General features: G+C 25.2%; 23 protein-coding genes and 1 tRNA gene. 15 read left to right on the top strand and 9 right to left on the bottom strand.

Features of this window, described 5'->3' with window-relative positions; translation table 11 throughout:
* Positions 1 to 68 precede the first annotated feature (68 nt).
* Together G9C01_RS01320 and groL are read left to right on the top strand one after the other, a co-directional pair.
* Positions 69 to 347: a co-chaperone GroES gene (locus tag G9C01_RS01320; protein WP_166265420.1), complete on the top strand. Its 279-nt coding sequence runs from the start codon at positions 69 to 71 to the stop codon at positions 345 to 347.
* A gap of 45 nt (positions 348 to 392) precedes the next feature.
* On the top strand, positions 393 to 2,036 hold the full coding sequence (gene groL, locus G9C01_RS01315; RefSeq protein WP_166265417.1) for a chaperonin GroEL: 1,644 nt from the start codon (positions 393 to 395) through the stop codon (positions 2,034 to 2,036).
* A 66-nt stretch (positions 2,037 to 2,102) separates the two neighbouring features.
* Here the strand turns inward: groL and G9C01_RS01310 are convergent, their stop codons facing one another.
* The 3 genes from G9C01_RS01310 to G9C01_RS01300 form a co-directional block, all read right to left on the bottom strand.
* Positions 2,103 to 2,582, bottom strand: a complete 480-nt coding sequence (locus G9C01_RS01310) for a KdsC family phosphatase (protein WP_242673960.1) — start codon at positions 2,580 to 2,582, stop codon at positions 2,103 to 2,105.
* Between the two features lie 99 nt (positions 2,583 to 2,681).
* Positions 2,682 to 3,083, bottom strand: coding sequence for a DUF3276 family protein (locus G9C01_RS01305; protein ID WP_166265411.1), 402 nt, complete (start codon positions 3,081 to 3,083; stop codon positions 2,682 to 2,684).
* 83 nt (positions 3,084 to 3,166) lie between these two features.
* Complete coding sequence (locus G9C01_RS01300) at positions 3,167 to 4,819, bottom strand: ABC transporter ATP-binding protein (protein WP_242673959.1); 1,653 nt, start codon at positions 4,817 to 4,819, stop codon at positions 3,167 to 3,169.
* A 179-nt stretch (positions 4,820 to 4,998) separates the two neighbouring features.
* Between G9C01_RS01300 and nusB the strand changes: the two genes are divergently transcribed.
* The 4 genes from nusB to G9C01_RS01280 are packed head-to-tail and all read left to right on the top strand — an operon-like array spanning position 4,999 to position 6,992.
* Positions 4,999 to 5,919, top strand: coding sequence for a transcription antitermination factor NusB (gene nusB, locus G9C01_RS01295; protein WP_166265405.1), 921 nt, complete (start codon positions 4,999 to 5,001; stop codon positions 5,917 to 5,919).
* Between the two features lie 21 nt (positions 5,920 to 5,940).
* Positions 5,941 to 6,273 carry a preprotein translocase subunit YajC gene (gene yajC, locus G9C01_RS01290; RefSeq protein WP_166265402.1) on the top strand — a complete coding sequence of 111 codons (333 nt, stop codon included), beginning with the start codon at positions 5,941 to 5,943 and terminating at the stop codon, positions 6,271 to 6,273.
* Complete coding sequence (coaE, locus tag G9C01_RS01285; RefSeq protein WP_166265399.1) at positions 6,251 to 6,901, top strand: dephospho-CoA kinase; 651 nt, start codon at positions 6,251 to 6,253, stop codon at positions 6,899 to 6,901. Before yajC ends, coaE begins: the two co-directional genes overlap by 23 nt.
* On the top strand, positions 6,888 to 6,992 hold the full coding sequence (locus G9C01_RS01280) for a 30S ribosomal protein THX (protein ID WP_166265396.1): 105 nt from the start codon (positions 6,888 to 6,890) through the stop codon (positions 6,990 to 6,992). The genes coaE and G9C01_RS01280 overlap by 14 nt, the downstream gene beginning before the upstream one ends.
* On the opposite strand, the gene G9C01_RS01275 is transcribed toward G9C01_RS01280, so the two are convergent.
* A complete protein-coding gene (locus tag G9C01_RS01275; protein ID WP_166265393.1) occupies positions 6,993 to 7,691 on the bottom strand; it encodes a zinc metallopeptidase in 699 nt (232 codons plus the stop codon).
* An 87-nt stretch (positions 7,692 to 7,778) separates the two neighbouring features.
* Between G9C01_RS01275 and G9C01_RS01270 the strand changes: the two genes are divergently transcribed.
* On the top strand, positions 7,779 to 9,065 hold the full coding sequence (locus G9C01_RS01270; protein ID WP_166265390.1) for an NAD(P)/FAD-dependent oxidoreductase: 1,287 nt from the start codon (positions 7,779 to 7,781) through the stop codon (positions 9,063 to 9,065).
* On the opposite strand, the gene G9C01_RS01265 is transcribed toward G9C01_RS01270, so the two are convergent.
* Both G9C01_RS01265 and G9C01_RS01260 read right to left on the bottom strand, forming a co-directional pair.
* The gene (locus tag G9C01_RS01265; protein WP_166265387.1) at positions 9,058 to 10,110 is read right to left on the bottom strand and encodes a chorismate-binding protein; all 1,053 of its coding nucleotides are present in this window, start codon (positions 10,108 to 10,110) and stop codon (positions 9,058 to 9,060) included. The two genes, G9C01_RS01270 and G9C01_RS01265, sit on opposite strands and share 8 nt — an antisense overlap.
* Positions 10,101 to 10,553 carry a PaaI family thioesterase gene (locus G9C01_RS01260; RefSeq protein ID WP_166265384.1) on the bottom strand — a complete coding sequence of 151 codons (453 nt, stop codon included), beginning with the start codon at positions 10,551 to 10,553 and terminating at the stop codon, positions 10,101 to 10,103. Before G9C01_RS01260 ends, G9C01_RS01265 begins: the two co-directional genes overlap by 10 nt.
* A gap of 87 nt (positions 10,554 to 10,640) precedes the next feature.
* On the opposite strand from G9C01_RS01260, the gene G9C01_RS01255 reads away from it, so the two are divergent.
* The 7 genes from G9C01_RS01255 to miaA all read left to right on the top strand — a co-directional run bounded on the left by G9C01_RS01255 (position 10,641) and on the right by miaA (position 17,787).
* On the top strand, positions 10,641 to 11,192 hold the full coding sequence (locus G9C01_RS01255; RefSeq protein WP_166265381.1) for an isopentenyl-diphosphate Delta-isomerase: 552 nt from the start codon (positions 10,641 to 10,643) through the stop codon (positions 11,190 to 11,192).
* Positions 11,173 to 11,583 (top strand): 6-pyruvoyl trahydropterin synthase family protein, encoded by a 411-nt coding sequence (locus G9C01_RS01250; RefSeq protein ID WP_166265379.1) that lies wholly within the window; start codon positions 11,173 to 11,175, stop codon positions 11,581 to 11,583. Before G9C01_RS01255 ends, G9C01_RS01250 begins: the two co-directional genes overlap by 20 nt.
* Entirely contained in the window at positions 11,570 to 12,691 is a 1,122-nt protein-coding gene (gene gcvT, locus G9C01_RS01245) for a glycine cleavage system aminomethyltransferase GcvT (RefSeq protein ID WP_166265376.1), read from the top strand. Before G9C01_RS01250 ends, gcvT begins: the two co-directional genes overlap by 14 nt.
* A gap of 130 nt (positions 12,692 to 12,821) precedes the next feature.
* Positions 12,822 to 14,060 carry an MATE family efflux transporter gene (locus G9C01_RS01240; protein ID WP_242673963.1) on the top strand — a complete coding sequence of 413 codons (1,239 nt, stop codon included), beginning with the start codon at positions 12,822 to 12,824 and terminating at the stop codon, positions 14,058 to 14,060.
* An 89-nt stretch (positions 14,061 to 14,149) separates the two neighbouring features.
* Positions 14,150 to 15,760: a DEAD/DEAH box helicase gene (locus tag G9C01_RS01235; protein ID WP_166265370.1), complete on the top strand. Its 1,611-nt coding sequence runs from the start codon at positions 14,150 to 14,152 to the stop codon at positions 15,758 to 15,760.
* A gap of 7 nt (positions 15,761 to 15,767) precedes the next feature.
* Positions 15,768 to 16,856, top strand: a complete 1,089-nt coding sequence (aroC, locus tag G9C01_RS01230; protein ID WP_166265367.1) for a chorismate synthase — start codon at positions 15,768 to 15,770, stop codon at positions 16,854 to 16,856.
* Positions 16,857 to 16,890: 34 nt separating this feature from the next.
* Positions 16,891 to 17,787 carry a tRNA (adenosine(37)-N6)-dimethylallyltransferase MiaA gene (gene miaA, locus G9C01_RS01225; RefSeq protein WP_242673962.1) on the top strand — a complete coding sequence of 299 codons (897 nt, stop codon included), beginning with the start codon at positions 16,891 to 16,893 and terminating at the stop codon, positions 17,785 to 17,787.
* Here the strand turns inward: miaA and G9C01_RS01220 are convergent.
* Positions 17,747 to 17,822 (bottom strand) — tRNA-Val (locus G9C01_RS01220). The two genes, miaA and G9C01_RS01220, sit on opposite strands and share 41 nt — an antisense overlap.
* A gap of 24 nt (positions 17,823 to 17,846) precedes the next feature.
* Positions 17,847 to 19,106, bottom strand: a complete 1,260-nt coding sequence (locus G9C01_RS01215; protein ID WP_166265364.1) for a bifunctional folylpolyglutamate synthase/dihydrofolate synthase — start codon at positions 19,104 to 19,106, stop codon at positions 17,847 to 17,849.
* A 51-nt stretch (positions 19,107 to 19,157) separates the two neighbouring features.
* Here G9C01_RS01215 and glnS point away from each other — a divergent pair, with 51 nt between their 5' ends.
* Positions 19,158 to 20,849: a glutamine--tRNA ligase gene (glnS, locus tag G9C01_RS01210; RefSeq protein WP_242673958.1), complete on the top strand. Its 1,692-nt coding sequence runs from the start codon at positions 19,158 to 19,160 to the stop codon at positions 20,847 to 20,849.
* A gap of 269 nt (positions 20,850 to 21,118) precedes the next feature.
* On the opposite strand, the gene rpoC is transcribed toward glnS, so the two are convergent.
* Positions 21,119 to 25,348 (bottom strand): DNA-directed RNA polymerase subunit beta', encoded by a 4,230-nt coding sequence (gene rpoC / locus G9C01_RS01205; RefSeq protein WP_166265361.1) that lies wholly within the window; start codon positions 25,346 to 25,348, stop codon positions 21,119 to 21,121.
* Positions 25,349 to 25,372: the final 24 nt, after the last annotated feature.

Genomic DNA, 25,372 nt, shown 5'->3' with positions numbered 1-25,372 from the left:
TTTTTCATTTGGCATGTTTTTGGCTAATTTGATAATTAGAACCATTAACCTTAAAAATTATTTATAATATGGTGGAAGTAAAGATTAAACCTTTAGCAGATCGCGTTCTCGTACAACCTGATCCTGCTGAAACAAAAACTGCTTCAGGTATTATTATTCCTGATACAGCCAAAGAAAAACCACAAAAAGGAACCATAATAGCAGTAGGAAAAGGAAAAAAAGATGAACCCATGAATTTAAAAGAAGGAGATAGAGTTTTGTATGGTAAGTATTCTGGTACAGAATTGAAATGGGAAGGAGAGGAATATCTTATAATGCGAGAATCTGATATAATAGCTATTATATGATTTATTTTTATAATTAAGGTAAATTCATTAAAATTTTAAAAAATTATGGCAAAAGATATTAAATTTGATATTGAAGCAAGAGATAAACTAAAAAAAGGAGTAGATGCATTAGCCAATGCAGTGAAAGTAACTTTGGGCCCAAAAGGAAGAAATGTTGTATTACAAAAATCTTTTGGGGGGCCTCAAATCACTAAAGATGGAGTTACCGTTGCTAAAGAAATAGAATTAGAAGATCCTATAGAAAATTTAGGAGCTCAAATGGTTAAAGAGGTGGCTTCTAAAACTAATGATGTAGCTGGAGATGGAACTACAACTGCTACTGTATTATCTCAAGCTATTGTTAGAGAAGGGTTGAAAAACGTAGCAGCTGGAGCTAATCCTATGGATTTAAAAAGGGGAATAGATAAAGCTTTAGAAGTTGTTATATTAGATCTAAAAAGACAATCTAGAGAAGTTGGTGGAAATACGGAAAAAATAAAACAAGTCGCATCTATTTCTGCAAATAATGATGAAAAAACTGGAGCACTGATAGCTGACGCTTTTGAAAAAGTAGGAAAAGAAGGAGTAATTACTGTTGAAGAAGCAAAAGGAACAGATACATCTGTAGATGTAGTTGAAGGAATGCAATTTGATAGAGGATACCAATCTCCTTATTTTGTGACAAATACTGAGAAAATGATAACAGAATTTGATCAACCTCAAATTTTATTATCTGATAAAAAAATAGCAGCAATGAAAGATTTGTTACCTATATTGGAACCTGTAGCTCAATCTGGTAAACCATTATTGATTATATCCGAAGAAGTAGAAGGTGAAGCATTGGCAACATTAGTTGTTAATAAAATACGAGGAACTTTAAAAGTTGCAGCTATTAAGGCTCCCGGATTTGGAGATAGAAGAAAAGCTATGTTAGAAGATATTGCTATTCTTACAGGAGGAACTGTAATTTCTGAGGAAACAGGAAGTAAATTAGAAGATGTTAAGTTGCATATGTTAGGAAAAGCAGAAAGAGTAATTATAGATAAAGATAATACTACTATAGTTAATGGAGGTGGAAATAAAAAAGATATTAGAGCACGTGTAGATCAAATTAAAGCTCAAATAGAAACAACTACATCCGATTATGATAAAGAAAAATTACAAGAACGTCTTGCAAAATTAGCTGGAGGAGTAGCTGTCCTTTATGTTGGAGCGGCTTCAGAAGTTGAAATGAAAGAAAAAAAAGATAGAGTCGATGATGCGTTGAATGCAACTAGAGCTGCTGTGGAAGAAGGAATAGTAGCTGGAGGTGGAGTAGCTTTAGTTCGTGCTATAAAATCTCTATATAACACAACAGGAGATAATGCAGATCAAGATACTGGTATACAAATAGTAAGAAGATCACTCGAAGAACCTTTACGTCAAATTGTAGCTAATGCAGGAGGAGAAGGATCAGTAGTTGTGGCTAAAGTAGCAGAAGGAAATGGTGATTTTGGATATGATGCAAAAATTGGAGAATATAAAAATATGATAATGGAAGGAATTATAGATCCAACTAAAGTAGCAAGAGTAGCATTGGAAAATGCCGCTTCCGTATCAGGTATGTTGTTAACTACTGAATGTGTTGTTACAGAAATAAAAAAAGATGAACCTAATATAGCTCCACCAATGCCAGGAGCTGGAGGTGGTGGAATGGGTGGAATGATGTAAAAAGATGTAAAATTAAAATAGTGTCTTGTAAGACACTATTTTTCAAATCCAATCAAACAAATCCAATCAAATCCAATTTTTCTGTATTTTTAGAGTTTTCTCTATAACATCTCTTACGCAACCTCTACCTCCCTTTTTAGGAGATACATACTTAGATATATCTTTAACTTCCTGTACTGCATCTATTGGAGAGCAAGGCAAAGCCACAGATTTCATGATTTCAATATCAGGAATATCATCTCCCATATAAAGTATTTTTTTTTTAGTAATATTTAAAATATTACAATATTCATCTAAATATTTTTTTTTATTATCCACTCTTTGATAAATATGACGAATATTTAATCCTCTCAAACGTCTGAAGACCATCAAATCAGCTCCACTTGTAATAATACATAAATTATATCCCTTTTTTTTTGCTAATTGCATTGCATATCCATCTTTAACAAACATTTTTCTTACTAAATTTCCATCTGGGAGCAAGTTTAAAGTACAATCTGTCAATACTCCATCGACATCAAATATGAAAGTATCAATATCATTCATTATACTTATATAATTCTCCATAAGACCCTAAATAAAAGTAATAAACAATCATTCATTAAACAAAAATTCACAAAATATTAATTGTAACAATCAAGTTCATTAAATATCTTCAAAATTAATATTTGTAAAATTTTTTATTTCTGATGTTTTCTTTTGTTGCACTTCTTTATCCTTAATTTCTTGATTATATGTAGTGTGATTTTTAAAATCTTTTTGATGACGTTCTGAAATAACTTCTCTTCCTTTTTCATTAATAATAAATCGAATCATATCATCAAGTATACTTTGAAATTTTGAAAAATCTTCTTTGTATAAATAAATTTTGTGTTTTTTATAAGTAACTTCTCCTGTTTCAGAAAAATTTTTCTTACTTTCAGTTATAGTTAAATAATAATCACCTGCTCTTGTTTCTCTAGCATCAAAAAAATAAGTACGGCTACCAGTTTTTAGAGTTCGTGAACAAATTTCATTTCTTTCTTTGATATTTTCTTTTTCGTCCATTTCAAAAAATATTATAATACTATACAAGCAAATCTAAACAAAAAAAATGGTCTATACTATTTTTTCGTTATAATTGTTCAAAATTATTTTTTACAAGAAATGTTATGTTTTTCTATTTTTGAAATTTTTCCATTTTTCAGGACAATAAATAAGTCAAAATCAGATATATAAGAAGTATCATGAGTTATAATAATAATAGTACTATATCTCATTTCTTTTTTTACATAACGAATAATTAATTTTCTAGTTTTTTGATCTATAGCAGAAAAACTATCATCGAATATAAGTATTTTTGGATTTCTTATTATAGCTCTAGCTATACATATTCTTTGTTTTTGACCTCCAGATAAAGTTATTCCTCTTCCTCCTATAATGGTATTATATCCATTTTTAAAGTTTAAAATATCATTTTCAATCATAGCTATTTTAGCAGCATCATATACTTTATTTGGAGTAACTTTATCTACACATCCTAAAGCGATATTATTATAAATAGAATCTGAAAATAGAAAAGATTCTTGAGGAACATAGCCAATATTATTTCTATAATTATATAAATTATGATTTTTTAAAGATAAATTATCTATTAATATTTTTCCTTGAAATGGATCATATAAACGAGACATTAATCTTCCTATAGTTGTTTTTCCTGATCCTGTTTTTCCTGTTAAAATTAAAGTTTTTCCTTCCTTCAAAGTAAATGATATTTTACTGACTGTATAATTATGTTGTTTTGTATTATTTTTTCTATAAAAAAAACTTACATTTTTAAATTGAACTTTTCCTAGAATTTCTGTTCTTATTGAATTATTATTTAATATATCAGGTTTTTCCTTCAAAAATTCACTAATACGAATTTGAGATACCTTGGCTCTTTCTGAAATCGAAACTACCCATCCTAATATAATAAAAGGAAAAATTAAAACATTTATATATGTAAAAAATTCAGCAATAGTTCCAATTTCCTTTATTTCCCCTTCAAAGTATTTTTTCCCCCCAAAAAAAATAATTAATACATGACAAGTTCCTATAAAAAATATAATAATAGAAGATAATATTGTATCAATTTTAGATAATTCTAAACTTTTTTTTTTATATTTTAATGTAATTTTTTTATGCTTTTTTTCAAAAAAAGATTCAACTCCAAATGATTTAATAATATTAATTCCTGAAAAAGTTTCTTGTATGAAAGAGCATATCATAGACTGAAATTTTTGAACTTCCTCACTTTTTTTGGTAATAAAAATACTAATAGAATAAATGAAAATAAAAAGAATAGGAATAGGTAAAAGAACATAAAAAGTTAGCATTTTATTAATTCGCAACATTTGCATAAAAACCATAAAAAAAAGAATTATGAGATTCAAAAAATACATCATTCCAGGACCTATATATTGTCTAATAAAAGAAACATCCTCTGTAAGACGATTCATTAAATCTCCTGTAGAATTTTTTTTATAAAAAGATGAACTTAATTTTTGATAATGTGAAAAAATTTCGTTTTTTATATCAAATTCTATCATTCTAGATGTAGTAATTATACATTGCCGCATATGATATTTTACAAATCCTCCTATAATTGGAATTATCAATATAATACTGGTATAAATACAAATATCTTTTTTTAAAGAAAAAAGAGAATTCGATGTATTTGAAAAATTTGTAAATAGATTTCTGATAGTATTAACGGATTTTCCTATATAGGGAATAGGAAGTAAGGTTAAAATATTTGACACTAAAATTAGTAAAAATCCTATACACAAACGTAACTTGTACTTTAAACAATATCTTTTGCTAAAAGCAAATAAACCACTCATATAACACACAAAAATACAAACTTTTTAAGTTTGGTTTTTTATTTATATAATTGTACAAAAAATTTAGTTGTGCATAGAAAAACACTATTTTAAAAAAAATGTCAATAAGAAGACACTTCAGAATAAGAGGATTACAATTCTTATATGCTCAACATTTATCTAAAATGGATTCAAATAAAGTTGAAAAAAATATGCTTCAAACTCTTGAATCTTTACATCATATGTATATTTTTTTTCTCTACTTAATTTTAAAAATTAGAGAAAATGCTTTAAAAAAATTATATAAAATAGATATTATACAAAAATTAGCATATAATTCAGTATTAAAAATATTATCCAAAAATAAATATTTAATAGAAGAATATAATCATGCAAAAAATTCTGAAAAAATTTTATGGAATCAACAAGACAAATATATTTTTATATTATTAAAAGAAATGCAAAAATCAAATTTTTGCAAAAAATATTCAATGAAACCTAATTCTTCTTTTGAAGAAGAAAAAAGATTTTTAATAAAATATTATAAAAATTTTATTATTCAAAACAAAAAATTAATAGAATATATAGAAGATTTATATTATTTTAATGTAGAAGAAGATTTATACATAGTTCATTCTATGGTATGTAAAACTTTACAATTCATTAATTATTCGACTCCTCAAAATTTTAAATTATATAATATTTATAAAAACAATGAAAATAAAAAATTTATCATCAATTTATATAGAAATACAATTTTTCATAAAGAAGAATTTAATAATTTAATCAATGATATGTCAAATAATTGGGATATAGAAAGAATAGCGATTATAGATTTGATTATTTTACAAATGGCGATTTGTGAATTTTTATATTTTCCAAATATACCTCCTAGAGCAACTATGAATGAATATATAGAAATTACAAAAATATTTTGTATGGAAAAAAGTAAAACTTTTATTAATGGAATATTAGATCAAATATTTAGATTTCTATATAAAAAAAATAAAATATTTAAAATAGGAAAAGGACTTATGTAAGTCTAATAAAAATATATTCTTATGTTTTTTATACTACAACAGAATTCTATTGCAAACACCATTTGTATGTTTGTATTGATTTTTATTATATTTTATTTCTTTATGATACGTCCTCAAATAAAAAAACAAAAAATTGAGAAAAAATTTCAAGAAAATTTAAAAAAAGGAAATTATATAGTGACAAATTCAGGAATACATGGTAAAATTGTAGATATTACGGATCACTTTTGTATCCTAGAAACTGTTACAGGAAAAATAAAATTTGAAAAAAATACAATTTCAAAAGAATTAACTCAATTACGTTATAATGTTAATAATAATATAATAAATTATGATAAAAAAAATCAAAAATAGAAAAATAAAATTAATAGGGATAACAGGAAAAATGGGGTCCGGAAAAAGTTTATTTTCTTCTTTTTTCAAAAAAAAAGGAATTCCTGTTTATCATTCAGATCAAAGAGGAAAAATATTGATGAATAAAATAGAGATTTTAAAAAAAAATATTATAAAATATTTTGGTAAAAATTCTTATAACAAAAAAAAAGATAAAATAAATAAAACATATTTATCCCAAATTGTATTTAAAAACCCTATAGCATTAAAGTTATTATGTAATATTGTACATCCATGGATATTTCTTGATTTTCAACAATGGATGTCTTCTTTTTCACAAAAAAGAATTATATATGTTATAAAGGAATCTGCCATATTATTTGATACTGGAAGTTATAAAGAATGTGATTTTATTATCAATGTAAATTCATCCAATAAAAATATTATTGAAAGAATAATTAAAAGAGATAATTTAAACGAAAATCAAATTGTAAATAGATTAAAAAATCAAATATCTAATGAAAAAAGAGAAAAAAAATCTGATTTTATTATTAATAATAATTATCTATCCTCATATTATTTACAATATAAATCGGATAGGATACATAAACTTTTGGAAAAACTAATATTACAACATGGGAAAAGGTGATAAAAAAACTAGAAGAGGAAAAATAAAAAATAAAACTTATGGAAATCTTCGTCCAAATCCAAGAAATTCCAGTAATAAAAAAAAAAAGTAATTAAAAATGTTCATCTTTTTTACTACTAAAAAAAGATAAAAAATATATCAATTGAGCTAAACTTCCCAAAGCAGAAATAACGTAAGTCATAGCAGCCCAATTTAGGGATTCTTTTGCTTTATGATATTCTTGGTAGTTTACTACATTTTTATTTTTTAGCCAATTCAAAGCTCTATTACTTGCGTCAAATTCTATAGGCAATGTGAGAAAAGAAAAAATGACAACCAAAAAAAATAATCCTATTCCTAATTTTAGGATCAAAGAATCTTTTCCTCCTGAACTATAAAAAATAGTTAATCCAGATACAATCGCTAAGTTAATGAATTGAGAGCTAAAATTAAGAATAGGAACTAAATGATTTCGCAATTTTAATAAATTATAACCTAATCTATGTTGTAAAGCATGACCACATTCATGAGCCGCTACTGCAGTTGAAGCTGTTGTTGTATCATTATAAACCTTTTCGCTTAAATTAATTGTTTTATTTATAGGATTATAATGATCAGTTAGTTCTCCTTCTATAGAAAGGACATGAACGTCATATATTCCATGATCGTTTAACATTTTTTCTGCGATTTCTTTTCCACTCATATGTGAGTGTAAATAAAGTTTAGAATAAGCTCTAAACTTATTTTTCAATATTGTATTAACAATAACACTTAGTAAAAAAGTAGTTCCAACAATGAAATAATAAGTCATAAAAATCTATTTTTTAAACAAAATTATTAATTTATCAATTAAAATGAAAATATATATAAATTAGCTTATTATGTCAAATTTTTGACTATGAATATACCAAAAGGAAACAACCTAAAAAGAGTCGTAATTATTGGTGCTGGATTTGCAGGATTACAAGTAGCAAAAAAATTAAAAAGAGATAAATTTCAAGTAGTTCTTATAGATAAAAATAATTATCACACTTTTTTACCTTTATTGTATCAAGTAGCGACAGCAGGTTTAGAACCAGATTCTATAGCACATTCCATTAGAAATATTATTAAAAAAACAAAAAATTTTTTCTTTAGATTAGCTAAAGTTTATTATATAAATACAAAAAAACAAAAAATATATACCAATATAGGAGATTTATGTTATGATTATTTAATTGTAGCAACAGGATCTATAACTAATTATTTTGGAAATAAAAATATAGAATCTTTTGCTCTTCCTATGAAATCTATTCCAGAAGCTTTAAATCTAAGAAGTCTTATTTTACAGGATTTTGAATCTGCTTTATTAACGAAAGATAATAAAAAAAAAGAGAGACTTATGACTTTTGTCATTGTAGGAGGAGGACCTACCGGAGTTGAATTAGCTGGAGCTTTAGCTGAAATGAAAAAATATGTATTACCACATGATTATCCTGATTTAGATATTCGATATATGAATATTCACTTATTACAAGCTACTTCTAGATTATTGGATGGAATGTCTGAGTCCTCAGCTAAACAAGCTTATAAAAATTTAAAAGAATTAGGAGTTATTATTTGGTTAAATTGTTTGGTTAAGGATTATAATGGAGAAATAGTTTTTATGGAAAAAGATAAAAAGATAGAATCTTCTAATGTAATATGGGCCGCAGGAGTAAAAGGTGCTATTATAAAAGGGTTTTTACAAGAAGATATAAAAGGAGGTAGAATTTTAGTAGATAATTATCTTAATACTTTAAGATACAAAAACATTTTTGCTATTGGAGATATTGCTTATATGAATAAAAATAACCATTATCCTAATGGTTATCCGATGACTGCTCAACCAGCTATACAACAGGGTAATTATTTGGCTAAATATTTAAATTGTTTATCAGAAAAAAAAAAGATAAAACCTTTTATTTATAGAAATTTAGGTTCTATGGCTACTATTGGAAGAAATAAAGCTGTATGTGATTTTCCTTATTTAAAATTAAAGGGTTTTTTAGCATGGATTGTTTGGATGTTTGTTCATTTAGTTAGTTTAGTCGGTTTTAGAAATAGAGCTATAGCTTTAACAAATTGGATTATTCAATATTTTCATTATAATAAAAGTGTTCGTTTAATTATAAGACCTTTCCATAGAAAAAAAAAAATTATTTAAAAATAAGTTGAGAAAGAATATTTTTTATTTTATTTTCTGTTTCCATGTATTCTTGATGTATATCACTATCTATGGTAATTCCACTACCTGCATATAAAGTCATCTCTTTTTTATCTTCTTTTATGTTGACACATCTCAAATTAAGGTATAATTCCATATTTTTTTGATTTACCATACCAATATATCCTGTATAAAAATTTCTTTTACATTTTTCATTTTTATAAATAAAATCCAAGGATTTTTCTTTTGGAAATCCACATATAGAAGGAGTTGGATGTAAACGACTCAATATTTCATAATAATCCGGTTCTTTATGAAAAGAAAAAAAAATTGAAGTTTCTAAATGCTTTAAGTGACCTATTTTTAGTATTTTAGTATTTTCTACATGAATAGATCCTTTATAAAATTTCAGCAGATGAAGAATATATCTTATTACAATTTTATGTTCCTCTATTTCTTTTTTTGTCCATTTATGATCTCCCCAAATAGTTCCTGCTAAAGCGGATATTTTTAATTTATTATTAAAACATTTCATAAGTAATTCTGGAGTACATCCAATCCAAAATCCATGATGAAAATCATACCAAAGACTTATTAAAGCATTAGGATATGCATAAATTAATTTTGTAAATGTATTTTTAAAATAAAAGCAACGAAAAGAAATTTTTATAAATCTGGATAAAACAACTTTTTTAAAAAATCCTTTTTTTATACTATCTACAGCTTTTTTTATTAAATCTTTATATTTCATAGAATATGTTAATAAAGAAGAATTATTTTCCCAATAAGAATAGGAAATATTTTCTTTTTTAGAATATTTTTGTATATCTACATAATAAATTTTTTTAGGATATATTTTTATAGTGTGATTATGATCAAAATTTTTTATCAAAAAAAATTTTTCACTTACAGAATTATAATTATAGTTTGAATAAAAAAATATTTTTTTATCATAAGGTTTTCTAAAGAGAACAAAATTATTATGGTTATAATAATTTTTGATAATTTTTCTATATAAAGAAAAGACACTAATTTCTATGGACATATTTGTTTTTTGATAATTATTATATTAGTTAGTTTACAAAAACTAATGATATTTTTTTTTTCATCATAAATATTAACTTGAACAAAATGTAAAGTATTTCCTTTATGACAAATTTTAGCTTTAGCAAACAAAATACCTTTTCTTATGGATCTAACATGATTGGCAGATATTTCAATACTAAAAACATTGAAATCGTTTTCTTTTTTATTTTTTTTAACATTAATGAGAGAAATAGAACTCCCCACACTTTCAGCTAAAATCATAGTAGCTCCTCCATGTAAATAACCAAAAGGTTGAAGAAGATTACTATTTATAGGCATTTTTGCTATCAGTGTATCCAATTTATTGGATAAAAAAATAAATTGAATTTGCATCATGTTTATTAATGTAATTTGTTTTAAATCATTTAATTCATTTAATATTTTTTGAATTTTATTTTTCATAAAAAAACTTTATAAAAAAATAAACAACACATTTATTAAAATAATGAATTTACACTATATTATGTTTGTCTATATAATAAAATAAATATGAAAAAAAAAGAACGATATGATGAATATCTTATTCCTTTAATAGGAATGAAAAATCAAATTATTGGATTTGAAAATAAAAAAGAAATTCATATGAAAGGACTACTACATAGTGCCATTTCTGTTTTTATTTTTAATACCAAAAATGATTTAATGTTGCAAAAAAGATCTTCAATAAAATATCATTCTTCTTTACTTTGGACTAATACTTGTTGCAGTCATCCTAGAAAAAATGAGTCTCTTTTAAAAGCAGCTCATCGTTGTCTAATAGAAGAAATGGGTTTTGATTGTTTTTTGGAACAAAGATTTAGCTTTATTTATAATGAATTTTTAAGTAATGGTTTAATAGAAAATGAATTAGATCATGTTTTTGTTGGATACTATGAAAAACCTCCAGTTATTAATTTTAAAGAAGTAGATAGTTGGAAATGGATCTCATTAAATGAATTAGTAAAAAATATTTCTGTTTATCCAGATTCTTATACTATTTGGCTAAAAATTATTATTAATAAATATTTTAATCAACTAAACTATGATAGTTACTGTAAGTAGAAAAGGATATTTTAGCGCTGCACATAAACTTTATAATAATTGTTGGAGTTATGAAAAAAATATTGAAATATTTGGGAAATGTGCCCATTTTAATTATCATGGTCACAATTATGAATATATTGCTAGTATTACAGGAAAAATAGATCCAGAAACAGGATTTGTTTTCAATTTACAAAAATTGAAATCTATTCTCTATGATGAAATAGAAAAATTTTTTGATCATAAAAATATGAATTTAGATATTGAAGAATTTTCATCAAAAAATCCAACTATAGAAAATATAGTTATTTTCATGTGGAATAAAATAAATAAAAGAATATCTTCTAACTTAGATTTAAAAATAACTTTGTACGAAACGAAAAATAATTTTGCTGAATATGACGGAAAATAAAAAAAATATTATTAAAAAAACAATTTTATATAACAATCATATTGAATTAGGGGCAAAAATGGTTAACTATTCTGGTTTTTACATGCCTCTTCAATATATTTCTTCTTTAAAAGAACATATGTTTGTAAGAAATCATGCTGGAATTTTTGATGTAAGTCATATGGGAAAATTTATTTTGAAAGGAAAAGATTCTGATAGATTAATTCAATATATAACTACAAACAATTTATGTAAAATTAAAATTGGACAAGCACAATACACTTGTATAATTAATGAAGAAGGAGGGATCATAGATGATTTAGTTATTTATAAGATTTCTGATAAAGAATTTTTACTTATAGTAAATGCAGCTAATATTGAAAAAGATAAAAAATGGATAAAAGATCAAATCAAGAAACAAAAACATTCTGATGTAAAATTAATAGATATTTCTTTAGAATATTCTATTTTATCTATTCAAGGACCATCATCTCTATTTTATATTCAAAAATTAACAAATGTATCATTAGATAAAATTCCTTTCTACCATTTTAAAATAGGAACATTTTCAGAAATAAAAAATGTATTAATTTCTAGAACAGGATATACAGGATCTAAAGGAATAGAAATTTATATTTCTAACGAAAATGCAGAAAAAATATGGAATAATATTTTAGAAACGAGAAAAGGAAAAATAATTCCTTGTGGAATAGCAAGTAGAAATTCGTTAAGATTAGAAATGGGATACCGATTATATGGACAAGATATATCTGAAGATATAACCCCTATAGAAGCGGATTTATCTTGGATAGTTAAATTTGAAAAAGAATTTATAGCAAAAAATATATTACAAAAACAAAAAAAAGAAAAAAAATATAAAAAAAAATTTCTCTCTTTTACGGTAGAAGAAAAAAACAAAATACCAAGACAAGGACATTTACTAATAGATAAAAATGGAACAAATATTGGCTATGTAACTTCTGGTATTTATTCTCCAATTTTAAAAAAAGGAATTGGATTAGGATATTTAACCAATAAAAAAAAAACAAATTCTATATTTCTTTTTATAAGAAATCAAAAAATACCCATTAAAATAGGTAAATTACCTTTTATAGAAATACAAAATTAAATATTTGATCTTATCTAATAAAAAAAAAATCATAATATATTTTGAACATATTAAAAAAAATTTTTTATTGGCTGTTCCTGTATTTTTTACTCAATTAGGTGTAATATGCATAGGTTTATCTGATAATATGATGGTTGGTTTTTTAGGAAAACAAGCTTTAGCTTCTGTTTCATTAGCTAATGCTGTTTTTTTTGTTGTAATCATTTTTGGATTAGGAATATCAACAGCAATCTCTACTTTAATAGCATCTACGGATGCAAAACAAGAATATAAAAAAGGAGCTATTATTTTTCATCATGGATTAGTTTTCAATTTTTTTTTGTCTGTATTTATGTATGGATTAATATATATATTTTGTTACATTTTTCCTTATTTAGGACAACCTAAAGAAATATTAAATGAAACCATATTTTTCTTAAAAATAATATCTATTTCTTTGATTCCTTGGATGATGTTCGAAGTTTTTAGGAAATTTTCGGAAGGGTTATCTCTAGTATTTCCTAGTTTGATTGTTACTTGGATTTCTGCTTTTATTAATATTATACTAAATTATATTTTGCTTCATGGAAAATGTGGTTTTCCTAAATTGGGAATTATTGGCGTTGCTTATGCTACTTTAATATCTCGTACAACTATGTTAATAGGTATTTTCGTTTTATTATATAAATACGAAAAAGTACGAAATTATTATAATCAATTAAAATATTTTTTTTTAGAAAAAAAATATATAAAAAAAATATTGAAAATAGGTATTCCTTCTGGATTGCATATGCTATTTGAAATGAGTGCTTTTGCTTTTTCTTCTTTTATATCAGGAAAATGTGGAATTAAAGTATTAGCAGCTCATCAAATAGTTATTAGTTTAGTTTCTTCTACTTTTCTTCTTAGTAGTGGGTTTTCTGTAACAGCTACAATAAGAATAGGAAAACAACTAGCTTTAAAAAATTATTTAGAATTGAAAAGGATAGGAAAATCTATTTTTTTTATGGGTTTTATTTTTATGATAATTTGCAGTTTTTTCTTTTTCTTTTTTAGAAATTATATTCCATATTTTTATATAAAAAATGATAATGAAGTTATTTTTATTGCAAAAAAAATGATTGTGATTGCTAGTTTTTTTCAATTATCTGATGGATTACAAGGAATAATATTAGGAGCATTAAGAGGATTACAAGATGTTCATATCCCTATGTGGATCAGTTTTTTTTCTTATTGGATTATTGCTATACCTACAGCATGGTTTTTATCTATTAAAATGGGAGGAATAGGAATATGGATTGGATTAGGATTAGGATTAACTACTTCAGCTATATTATTTTTTATAAGATATGAAACTATAATTCAAAAGCTTATTAAAAAAATAGAATAAACATTTAATATTCAATTAAATAATTAATATGATATTAATATATATATTTGTCGTGCAATATATAAATTAGCATTTTTACCATTCTTTGTATGAAAACATTTAAAGAATATAATTTTTTTGATGATAATATAATTCGAGCTATAGAAGATATTGGTTTTAAATATCCAACACCAATACAAGAAAAAGTTATTACTTTTTTATTGTCTTCAAAAAAAGATATTATAGCATTAGCTCAAACTGGAACAGGAAAAACGGCTGCTTTTGGACTTCCAATTATTCAAAAAATAGATTTTGATTCTACTTTTCCTAAAGCTTTAATTTTATGTCCTACAAGAGAATTGTGTATACAAATAACACGAGATCTTTGTCGTTTTTCAAAATTTTCATCATTTATAAAAATTGTTTCTTTATATGGAGGAGCTAATATTAATTCTCAAATTCAATCTTTGAAAAGTAAAACTCATATTATAGTAGGAACTCCGGGAAGAATTATTGATTTAATGAAAAGAAAAAAATTATGTTTTGATAAAATTCAATATTTAGTACTTGATGAAGCTGATGAAATGTTAAATATGGGATTTAAAGATGAATTAGATTCTATCATAGAAAAATTACCAAAAAATAGACAAAGTCTCTTATTTTCAGCAACAATGTCTAAATATATGAACGTAATAGCTCATAAATATTTAATAGATCCTGTAGAAATTATTACAGGAAAAAAAAATATAGGTTCAGATGATGTCAAACATATTTATTATATAATAGAAAATTTTAAAAAAAAATATTTAGCTCTGAAAAGAATTGTAGACATAAATCCTGATATTTATGGGATTATATTTTGTGGTACTAAAAAAGAAACTAAAGAAATAGCAGAATTTTTAATTAAAGATGGTTATAATGCAGATGCTTTATATGGAGATCTTTCACAAACACAACGTGAATCTGTTATGAACAGATTTAGAAATAGAAATTTACAATTTCTTGTAGCAACAGATGTTGCTGCTCGTGGACTAGATATTAATAATATAACTCATGTTATTAATTATAATCTTCCAAAAGAAAGTGAAATCTATGTTCATAGAAGTGGGCGTACTGGTCGAGCTGGAAATGTAGGAATTTCTGTTTGTATTATACAAAAAAAAGAAATTAGAAATTTGAAAGAATTTGAAAAAAGAATTGGAAAAAGTTTTGATCGTGTTATGGTTCCTACCGGAAAAGAAATATGTGAAAAACAACTTTTTTATTTTATAGAAAAAGTAAAAAAAACAGTTGTAGATGAAAAATTAATGAATAAATTTCTTCCTGAAATACAAAAAAATTTAGAATTTTTTGATAAAAAAGAATTAATAAAACGTTTTTCTTGGATAGAATTCAATCATTTTATAAATTTTTATAAAAATTCTCAAGATTTAAATCCAATCTCTTACAACAAAAAAAATTGTAATTTTTTGTATAATAAAAAAAAATTCTTTTCAAAACTTTTTTTAAACATAGGATTTAAAGACAATTTGACAAAATTAGGACTGATAAATTTAATCAATCAAGCAGTTAATAATTCACGTATTAATATTGGTCACATAGAAATTTTATCAAATTCTTCGTTATTTGAAGTAGAAAAACGTTATAGAAATAAAATATTAATAGGAATGAGTAGAATAAACCATATGGGAAGACCTCTTTCTATAGAAATTAAAAACTAGAATTTTTATGGCAGGGAATATATTTGGAAATTTATTTAGAGTTAGCACTTTTGGAGAAAGCCATGGAATCGCATTAGGTGGAGTTATCGATGGATGTCCAGCAGGAGTAAAATTAAATTTCAAAGAAATTCAATATGAATTAAATAGAAGAAAACCGGGACAATCATCTATAGTTACTTCTAGAAATGAACCTGATCAAATAAATTTTTTATCTGGAATATTTAATAATAAAACCACAGGAACTCCCATTGGTTTTATTATTTATAACAAAGATCATAAATCGGATGATTATGATCATATTCAAGAAGTTTATCGCCCGTCTCATTCAGATTTAACATATGAAAAAAAATATGGAATCAGAGATTACAGAGGAGGAGGACGTTCTTCTGCAAGAGAAACAATATGTAGAGTAGTAGCTGGAGCCATTGCTAAACAATTAATAAAAAATATTAAAATCATATCTTATGTTTCTTCTGTTGGAGATATATTTTTAAATAAATCTTATCAAGAATTAGATCTTTCCAGAGAATCAATAGAAAAAAATCCTATAAGATGTCCTGATCCAGATACTGCGAAAAAAATGATATCTAAGATTCAGGAAATTAAAAATAAAGGAGATACTATAGGAGGAATAATTACTTGTGTAATTAAAAATATTCCAATAGGAATTGGAGAACCTGTTTTTGATAAATTACATTCTGAATTAGGAAAAGCTATGCTTTCAATTAATGCTGTAAAAGGATTTGAATATGGAAGTGGATTTCATGGAACTAAATTGACTGGTTCTCAACATAATGATTTATTTTTAAAAAATGGAAAAACCAAAACAAATTTATCCGGAGGAATACAAGGAGGAATTTCAAATGGAATGGATATTTATTTTAGAATAGCGTTTAAACCTGTAGCTACAATAATGAAAAAACAAAAAACCATAGATAAATATGGAAATATTGTTTTTATAGAAGGAAAAGGAAGACATGACCCTTGTGTTTTACCTCGTGCTATTCCTATTGTTGAATCTATGACCGCTTTAGTTTTAGTAGATTACTGTATGTATAATAATTTATCTAAATTTTCTTCAATTACAATTGAATAAAAAATTTCTTATTTTTATCATAGGGCCTACTTGTGTGGGAAAAACACGTCTTTCCTTATTTTTAGCTGAAAAATTAAAAACTGAAATTTTATCCTGTGATTCTAGACAATTTTATAAGGAATTAAAAATAGGAACATCTATACCTACTGTGGAAGAACTATCTCAGATTCCTCATCATTTTATTGGACATTTAAGCATTCATAATACTTATAATGCTAAATTGTTTGAAATAGATTCTTTAAAAAAAATATCAAAATTATTTACTAAATATTCTATATTAATTATGGTAGGAGGTTCTAGTTTATATGAAAAAGCAGTAACAGAAGGCTTATCTGAATTTCCTGAAATAAATCCTAATGTTAGAGATTATTTAATTTATCATTTTAAAAAAAATGGAATTTCTTTTTTACAAAAAGAATTTTTTAAATTTAAAAAAACAGGAGAATCAATAGATATTTGTAATCCTAGACGTTTAATTCGATATTTAGAAATAGTTCTATCTACAGGAAAAAATCCTTCTTTTTTTTTTCATAAAAAAAAGAAAAGAAACTTTATAATATTGAAAATAGGATTAATAATGCCTAAATATAAAATTTTTTATAGAATAAATAATAGAGTAGATAATATGATGAAAATAGGTTTATTAGATGAAGCTAAACTCTATTATCATTATAGAAATTTAAATAGTTTACAAACTATAGGATATAAAGAAATATTTGATTTTATTCATAAAGGAGAAATGGATTTGAATAAAATAGGAGAAAAAATAAAAAATAATACCCGAAAGTATGTTAAAAAACAATTGACTTGGTATAAAAAGGATCCATCAATTATATGGTTTGACCCAAAAAAAAAAGAAGAAATATTAAATTTTATTCTATTAAAAATAGTGGGCAATACTGGATTTGAACCAGTGACCCCCTGCTTGTAAAACAGATGCTCTAAACCAAACTGAGCTAATTGCCCTTTCCTTAATTGAAAAAATAAAATTTACTCAAATGTAAGAAAAAAATTTAAGATTTCAGATACAACAAACGTACTCCCACTAATTAAAATTAAATCATTTTTATTAGCTTGACTTTTGGCATACAAAAAAGCTTTTTTTACAGAAGAAAAAAAAGTGATTTTATCTTGTTGTTTAAATATTTTGTAAACTAATATTGTTAAATCATGAATAGAATATTTTCTATCTATATCAGGTTGACAGAAATAATAAAAAGATTCAATAGGAAAATGTTTTAATAATTGATCTACTTTTTTTTCTTTTACAAAACCCAATACTAAATGTAATTTTTCATATGATTCTTTTTTTAACTGTTTATTTATCATATATATACCATTTTCATTATGAGCTATGTCACAAATAATTCTAGGATTTTTTTGTTTCAATATGTGCCATCTTCCTTTAAAAGGAGTATTTTTTATAACGTTTTTTAATCCTTTTTTTATTGATTGATTAGATACTATGATATTTTTTCTATAATGTAGAATCCTTATTATTTTTAATACTATATTTCGATTAAAATCTTGATAATTTACTTTAAAAGGTATTTTATATTGATAATCTTTTCTAGATTTTGTAGAGAAATAAATTGGAGCATTTTTTTTAAAAGCTTCTTTAAGAAAAAGGAATCGAACTTCTTTCGATATTTTTCTCCCTATTATTACTGATACGTTTTTTTTTATAATTCCAGCTTTTTCCGAGGCTATTTTTAATTGGTTATTTCCAAGAGTTTCTGTATGATCTATACTGATATTTGTAATTACAGATATTTCCGGAATAATTAAATTAGTGGAATCCAATCGTCCTCCCATCCCTACTTCAATAATTGCTATATTTACTTTTTTATATTTAAAATATTGAAAAGCTAAAGCTGTATTCATTTCAAAAAAAGAAATTTTTTCTTTTTCTATAAATTTTTTATTTTCATTTATAAAATCTATAACAAAATCTTTTTCTATAAAAATTCCATTATAGGTTATTCTCTCTCTAAAATCTATTAAATGAGGAGAAGTAAATAGACCTATATTATATTTTTCTTCTTGTAAAATAGAAGATAACATGTGTACTGTAGATCCTTTTCCATTCGTTCCTGCTACATGTACACTTTTAAAAAAATTTTGAGGATTTCCTAAATGATAACAAAAATTTTGTATTCTTTTTAAACCTGGTTTATATGATTTCAATCCTGTATTTTGATAAATTGGAAGACGATTGAAAATCCATTGAACTGTTTCTGTATAATTCAAAACCCAACTATTATTAAAATAACATAGCAAAAATATATTTTTTTCAAAAAATTGGTTATATTCGTACTAAAAATAGAATCACATATACATTTTATAGAAAAAATTATAGAAGAAGATATAAAAAATGGATTTCCTATCGAGAAAATAAAATTTCGTTTTCCTCCAGAACCGAATGGATTTCTTCATATTGGGCATGTGAAGGCTATATGTTTAAATTTTGAGTTAAGTGAAAAATATAAGTGTCCAATTAATTTAAGATTTGATGATACTAACCCTATAGGAGAAAACAAAAATTTTATAGATTCTATAAAAAAAGATATCCTTTTTTTAGGATTCCATTGGAATTATGAAAGTTATGCATCGGATTATTTTACTCAACTTTATAAATGGGCTATAAAATTAATAAAAGAAAATAAAGCTTATGTAGATGATCAATCTCAAGATATTATACAGTTTCAAAGAAAAAATCCTTTTGAAAGGGGAATTGATAGCGATTATAGAAATCGATCTGTAGAAGAAAATTTATTTCTTTTTGAAAAAATGAAAAATGGATTTTTTGGGGAAGGGTCTTGTGTTTTAAGGGCTAAGATTAATATGAGTTCTTCAAATATGAATATGAGAGATCCAATTATGTATAGAATTTTACGAAAAAAACATCATAGAACAGGATCTCAATGGTGTGTTTATCCTACTTATGATTGGACACATGGTTTATGTGATTATATTGAACAAATATCTCATTCTTTATGTTCTTTAGAGTTTGAAAATAGACGCCCATTATATAATTGGTATTTGGATCAAATTTTTATTGAAAATAATAATAGAATCAGACCTAAACAAATAGAATTTTCAAGATTAAATTTAAGTCATACTATAACTAGTAAAAGAAAAATTCAATATTTGATTGAAAAGAAAATCATTCAATATTGGGATGATCCACGTATTCTAACAATATCGGGATTACGTCGTAAAGGATACACTTCTGTTGCTTTAAAAAATTTTGTTCATAAAATAGGAATTACAAAAAGAAATAATGTAATAGATATATCCTTTCTTGAATTTTGGATTAGAAAACATTTGAATAAAATATCAACTAGAGTTATGGTGGTATTACAACCGATTAAATTAGTTATTGATAATTATTTAAATGTTACAGAATGGGTAGAAGCAGAAAATAATCCCGAAGATTCTAATTTTGGAAGAAGAAAAGTTCCTTTTTCAAAATTTCTATATATAGAAAAAAATGATTTTTTGGAAAAAAATGAAAAAAATTTTTTTCGTCTTTGTATTGGAAAAGAGGTAAGGCTTAAAAATGCTTATATCATAAAAGCCAATTCTATAATAAAAAATTATAAAGGAGAAATAAAAGAAATACATTGTACATATGATCCCAAAAGTAAATCTGGAAAAAAAAATCAAATTGAAGAAAAAAGAAGAGTGAAAAGTACTTTACATTGGGTTTCTATAAAACATTCTTTTCCCATAAAAATTAATTTATACAATCCTCTTTTTTTAAAAAGAAATCCAAATATAAATTTTCATAAACATATTAATCCTAAATCAAAAGAAGAAATTACAGGTTACGCAGAACCTTATTTAAAAAAAGTAAAAAAAGGAGATCATTTCCAATTTCAAAGAATTGGTTATTTTTATGTAGATAGTAAAATTATCAATAAAAAAAATACTACTATTTTTAATCAAACAGTATCTATAAAAGATCAATGGAAAAAAATAATGAAATAAATATATATAATATAATTTTGTATATATCTGAATATTAATATGTAATCATACATATTGTATTTTTATAAAAAATATAAATGTGATACTAACGATCAAAATCCAAAAGTCGCATCAACAAATCAGGAAGAAGAACCACTAACTTTGGAAATCTTCATGCGTAAAAATCCCGGTGTGAGGAGAATTATTGAAATATTAAATGAGAATGAACCAGACAAGATATATATGCATTAAACAAAAAGTCAAATATAGCATGATTATTCATGCTATATTCATTGCGAAATATCTGTAAAAATGGATTCATATTCTCTCAATCCAGTTCCGGCGGGAATTTTATGTCCTACAATAACATTTTCCTTTAATCCATGTAAATGATCAATTTTGCTACTTATAGCTGCTTCACTCAAAACTTTTGTTGTTTCTTGAAATGAAGCTGCAGAAATAAAAGATTTGGTTTGTAATGCAGCTCTTGTGATTCCTTGTAAAATAGGCCTTGCCGTAGCAGGAATTGCATTTCTAGTTTTGATTAATTTTTTATTTTTATATTTTATAACTGTATTTTCATTTATTAAATCTCTGTAACTAATAATATCTCCATTTTTAAATGTTTCAGAATCTCCGGAATCTTCTACTACTCTCATTTGAGAAATTCTATCATTTTCTTCTATAAAATCATCTTTATATTCTATATTCCCTTCTAAAAATTTGCTATCTCCTACATCTATTACTTCTACTTTTCTCATCATTTGTAAAACAATAACCTCAAAATGTTTATCATTAATTTTTACACCTTGCAAACGATACACTTCTTGTATTTCTTTCACTAAATATTCTTGAACAGCTCTAGGGCCTCTTATATTTAAAATATCATTAGGGGTGATTGCTCCATCTGATAATGGCATTCCTGCTTTTACATAATCATTTTCCTGTACAAGTATTTGATTAGATAATTTTACTAAATATTTTCTAATTTCTCCTGTTTTAGATTCTACAATGATTTCTCTATTTCCTCTTTTTATTTTTCCATGACTAACTATTCCATCCATTTCTGATACTACAGCTGGATTAGATGGATTACGTGCTTCAAATAATTCAGATAAACGAGGTAACCCTCCTGTGATATCTCCTGATTTAGCTGTTTTTCTTGGAACCTTTACTAATATTTTTCCTATATCTATTTTTTCTTCATTTTCTACCATTAAATGAGCTCCAACTGGAAGATTATACACTTTTAGTTCCTCGTTTTTTTCATTAAGAATTTTTAATGTTGGGATCAAATTTTTATTTCTTACTTCCGTTATAACTTTTTCTTGAAATCCAGTTTGTTCATCTATTTCTACTTGATATGTTACTCCTTTCTCTAAATGTTGGTAAGATATTGTTCCAGAAAATTCTGCAACAATAACTGCATTATACAAATCCCATTTGCAAATTGTGTCTCCTATTTTTAATTGAGCTCCATGTTTCACATACAAACAAGCACCATAAGGAATATTATTTGCCATTAAAACAGATGACTTTTTTAAATTGAATAGTTTCATTTCCGTAGTTCGAGAAACTACTATTCCTATTTGATTAGAATTTTGTTTTGTTTCCACCAATTTTAAATCTTCGAATTCTATGATTCCTTCATATTTTGCTTTTATTTGTGAAGATTCCGTAATATTTCCTGCTGTTCCTCCAACATGAAAAGTTCGTAAAGTCAATTGTGTTCCTGGTTCTCCAATTGATTGTGCCGCAAGAACTCCAACTGCTTCTCCTTTTTGAGCTATTTTTCCTGTAGATAAATTACGACCATAACATTTAGAACAAATTCCCATTTTTGCTTCACAAGTCAAAGGAGATCTAACTTCTACTATTTCAATTCCAGATTTATCAATTATTTCTGCAATTTTTTCATTAATCATCTCTCCTGAAGAAATTATCAATTCATTTTTTTTATAAATATCATTTAAAGATATACGCCCTAAAATTCTATCAAATAAAGTTTCTACAACCTCTTCATTTTTTTTTAATGCAGAAATTTCTAATCCTCGTAAAGTTTTACAATCATCTATTTTAATGATAACATCTTGAGCTGCATCAACTAAACGTCTTGTGAGATATCCCGCATCTGCAGTTTTTAATGCAGTATCAGCTAATCCTTTTCTAGCTCCATGAGTAGATATAAAATATTCTAAAATAGAAAGACCTTCTCTAAAATTAGATAAAATAGGATTTTCAATAATTTCTCCTCCAGAAGATCCTGCTTTTTGAGGTTTAGCCATTAAACCACGCATTCCTGAAAGTTGACGTATTTGTTCTTTAGAACCTCTTGCTCCAGAATCTAACATCATATATACGGGATTAAATCCATTTCTATCTTCACGCATATATTTCATTACTTTTTCAGTAAGCATAGCATTAGTATTTGTCCATATATCAATTACTTGGTTATATCGTTCATTATTCGTGATCAATCCCATATTATAATTCATTTTTACATTATCTACTTGTTTAATAGCATGAAAAACCATCTTTTTTTTATTGTCAGGAATAATAATGTCTCCCAACCCAAAAGATAATCCCCCTTTAAATGCATTATAGAAACCTAATTCTTTAATATCATCTAAAAAGTTAGCAGTAGTAGGAACATCTGTAATATGTAATATTTTACCTATAATTTCTCTCAAAGACTTTTTTGTAAGAGATTCATTAATGAATCCTACTTTTTTGGGTACTACTTGATTAAATAAAACTCTTCCTACAGTTGTTTCTATTATTTTGGATATAAATTTTTCTTCTTCACGGATAAAAACTTTAACTTTAATCAAAGCATGTAAATCTACTACATTTTGATTATATGCTATTTCAACTTCTTCTGGAGAATAAAAAATAAGTCCTTCTCCCTTCACTTTTCTTTCAGAATCTGATACTAAAGGTTTAGTCATATAATATAGTCCTAATACCATATCTTGAGAAGGGACTGTAATAGGAGACCCATTTGCAGGATTTAATATATTTTGAGAAGCTAACATCAGAAGTTGAGCTTCTAATATGGCTCCATGAGATAAAGGTAAATGAACAGCCATTTGATCTCCATCAAAATCTGCATTGAAAGCAGCACAAACTAAAGGATGTAATTGAATAGCTTTTCCTTCTATCAATTTAGGTTGAAAAGCTTGAATTCCTAATCTATGTAATGTAGGAGCTCGATTCAATAAAACAGGATGTCCTTTTAAAACATTTTCTAAAATATCCCATATCATGGGATCTCTTTTATCAATAATTTTTTTGGAAGACTTTACTGTTTTTACTATTCCTCTTTCAATTAACTTTCTGATAATAAAAGGTTTATAAAGTTCTGCGGCCATATCTTTAGGCAATCCGCACTCATGTAATTTCAAATGGGGGCCTACTACAATAACAGATCGCGCTGAATAATCTACTCTTTTTCCAAGAAGATTCTGTCTAAAACGACCTTGTTTCCCTTTTAATGCATCAGATAAAGATTTTAAAGGACGATTTCCTTCTGATTTTACAGCAGAAACTTTTCTTGAATTATCAAAAAGAGAATCAACAGCTTCTTGAAGCATTCTTTTTTCATTTCGTAAAATGACTTCAGGAGCTTTGATTTCTATAAGTCTTTTCAAACGATTATTTCTTATAAGTACACGACGATATAAATCAGTCATATCAGAAGCAGCATATCTTCCTCCATCTAAAGGAACTAAAGGACGTAATTCAGGAGGAATCACTGCTAATACATGAATAATCATCCAAGATGGATTTCCTCCATTTTTTTTTCCTTCTCTAAAAGATTCAACAATCTGTAAACGTTTTAATGCTTCTGTACGTCTTTGTTTAGAAGTTTCATTATTAGCTTGATTTCTTAATTCCATTGATAAAAGATCCAAATCTACTCTATTTAAAAGATCTTCTATACATTCTGCTCCCATTTTAGCAATAAATTTATTGGGATCGGAATCTTCTAATTGTTGATTTCCTTTTGGGAGTTTGTTTAAAACTTGTAAATATTCTTCTTCAGTAAGAAAATCTCCTTTATTAAAAATAGATCCATCCGAACGTAAACCTAATCCTCCTTGAATCACAACATATCGTTCATAATAAATAATCATTTCAAGTTTTTTAGAAGATAAGCCTAATAAATATCCAATTTTATTAGGAGATGATCGAAAACACCAAATATGAACAATAGGAACTACAAGACTTATATGTCCCATACGTTCTCTTCTTACTTTTTTTTCGGTAACTTCAACTCCACATCGATCACAAATAATCCCTTTATAACGAATTCTTTTATATTTTCCACAAGCACATTCATAATCTTTTACTGGACCAAAAATTCGTTCACAAAAAAGACCATCTCTTTCTGGTTTATGAGTACGGTAATTAATTGTTTCCGGTTTTAATACTTCTCCATGTGATTCTTTCAATATAACTTCTGGAGAAGCTAATCGAATAATTATTTTATTAAATTTATTGTTTCTTTTTCTATTCATTTTTTTTAATGGAATAACAAAAAT

It is taken from the genome of Blattabacterium sp. DPU, assembly GCF_011290385.1.
Taxonomy (GTDB): Bacteria; Bacteroidota; Bacteroidia; order Flavobacteriales; family Blattabacteriaceae; genus Blattabacterium.
Note: the sequence above shows the minus strand (reverse complement) of the source record. Positions and strands in the feature narration are given on the sequence as shown.

Coding starts and splice junctions, on each gene's coding strand:
- G9C01_RS01320 (WP_166265420.1), top strand. CDS start 69: ATGGTGGAAGTAAAGATTAAACCTTTAGCAGATCGCGTTCTCGTACAA.
- groL (WP_166265417.1), top strand. CDS start 393: ATGGCAAAAGATATTAAATTTGATATTGAAGCAAGAGATAAACTAAAA.
- G9C01_RS01310 (WP_242673960.1), bottom strand. CDS start 2,582: ATGAATGATATTGATACTTTCATATTTGATGTCGATGGAGTATTGACA.
- G9C01_RS01305 (WP_166265411.1), bottom strand. CDS start 3,083: ATGGACGAAAAAGAAAATATCAAAGAAAGAAATGAAATTTGTTCACGA.
- nusB (WP_166265405.1), top strand. CDS start 4,999: ATGTCAATAAGAAGACACTTCAGAATAAGAGGATTACAATTCTTATAT.
- yajC (WP_166265402.1), top strand. CDS start 5,941: ATGTTTTTTATACTACAACAGAATTCTATTGCAAACACCATTTGTATG.
- coaE (WP_166265399.1), top strand. CDS start 6,251: ATGATAAAAAAAATCAAAAATAGAAAAATAAAATTAATAGGGATAACA.
- G9C01_RS01280 (WP_166265396.1), top strand. CDS start 6,888: ATGGGAAAAGGTGATAAAAAAACTAGAAGAGGAAAAATAAAAAATAAA.
- G9C01_RS01275 (WP_166265393.1), bottom strand. CDS start 7,691: ATGACTTATTATTTCATTGTTGGAACTACTTTTTTACTAAGTGTTATT.
- G9C01_RS01270 (WP_166265390.1), top strand. CDS start 7,779: ATGAATATACCAAAAGGAAACAACCTAAAAAGAGTCGTAATTATTGGT.
- G9C01_RS01265 (WP_166265387.1), bottom strand. CDS start 10,110: ATGTCCATAGAAATTAGTGTCTTTTCTTTATATAGAAAAATTATCAAA.
- G9C01_RS01260 (WP_166265384.1), bottom strand. CDS start 10,553: ATGAAAAATAAAATTCAAAAAATATTAAATGAATTAAATGATTTAAAA.
- G9C01_RS01255 (WP_166265381.1), top strand. CDS start 10,641: ATGAAAAAAAAAGAACGATATGATGAATATCTTATTCCTTTAATAGGA.
- G9C01_RS01250 (WP_166265379.1), top strand. CDS start 11,173: ATGATAGTTACTGTAAGTAGAAAAGGATATTTTAGCGCTGCACATAAA.
- gcvT (WP_166265376.1), top strand. CDS start 11,570: ATGACGGAAAATAAAAAAAATATTATTAAAAAAACAATTTTATATAAC.
- G9C01_RS01240 (WP_242673963.1), top strand. CDS start 12,822: ATGGTTGGTTTTTTAGGAAAACAAGCTTTAGCTTCTGTTTCATTAGCT.
- G9C01_RS01235 (WP_166265370.1), top strand. CDS start 14,150: ATGAAAACATTTAAAGAATATAATTTTTTTGATGATAATATAATTCGA.
- aroC (WP_166265367.1), top strand. CDS start 15,768: ATGGCAGGGAATATATTTGGAAATTTATTTAGAGTTAGCACTTTTGGA.
- rpoC (WP_166265361.1), bottom strand. CDS start 25,348: ATGAATAGAAAAAGAAACAATAAATTTAATAAAATAATTATTCGATTA.